This is a genomic window from Synechococcus sp. R8-2, assembly GCF_047461715.1.
Classification (GTDB): Bacteria; Cyanobacteriota; Cyanobacteriia; order Thermostichales; family Thermostichaceae; genus Thermostichus.
Map to the genome: position 1 here is coordinate 1 of NZ_JANSHQ010000740.1, position 828 is coordinate 828.

Annotated in this window: 1 protein-coding gene; it reads left to right on the forward strand. The window is 59.8% G+C overall.

What is annotated here, in order from left to right:
- Window positions 1–139: 139 nt before the first annotated feature.
- Window positions 140–757, forward strand: coding sequence for an orotate phosphoribosyltransferase (gene pyrE / locus NW819_RS14375; protein ID WP_414414162.1), 618 nt, complete (start codon window positions 140–142; stop codon window positions 755–757).
- The last annotated feature ends 71 nt before the right edge of the window (window positions 758–828 follow it).

Below are 828 nucleotides of genomic sequence, written 5' to 3' on the forward strand. Positions count from 1 at the left end.
ACAGGCGTATCTTTTGCGTGACAGGGATCCCTCCCGTGAAGCCGAAAAACGGGAGATTGGATTCGGTGGAGATTTGCCGCATAATGAAATGTCCTGAGTGATCTTTCTTGCCAGCCATTGAACCAAGGGGATCCCTGCTGTGTTGCTTCTCGATTGCTCTCCCCTGACCCTTTCCCCAGAGGAAGCGCGGGAGAAACTGCTATATCTCCTGGCCCAACTGGCTTACCGAGAAGGCTCCTTTACCCTCACTTCTGGACAGAAGAGCCCCCACTACATCAACTGCAAGCCGGTCACCCTTCACCCCCAAGGAGCTTATTGGGTGGGATCCCTGCTGCACCGACTGTTGCCGCCCGAAACCGAGGCAGTGGCCGGAATGACGCTGGGGGCAGATCCCCTGGTGACGGCGGTGAGTTTGGCCTCCCTGAGGGCTGAGCCTGCCAACCTAGCCGCCCTAATCGTGCGCAAAGAGCCCAAGGGGCACGGCACGCAAGCCTGGATCGAGGGGCCGGAGTTGCCGGCAGGCAGTCGGGTGTGGATCCTGGAAGATGTGGTGACCACCGGCAGTTCTGCTTTGAAGGCTGTCGAACGGGTGCGGGCAGCCGGCTACCGGGCGGAAGGGATCCTCGCTTTGGTGGATCGGCTGGAAGGGGCAGAAGACCGCTGCCGAGAAGCAGGGATCGCCTTTCGTCGCCTATTCACCCTTCCAGAAGTGCAGGCTTGCCATCGGGCCTTGACCTCAGGAAAATCAAAGGACTAGCCTGCCCCCTTGGTGAGCATCAAAGCTTTGGAGAGCGGACATGCTGCCACCTGCCTACTCAGCTCTGCCCA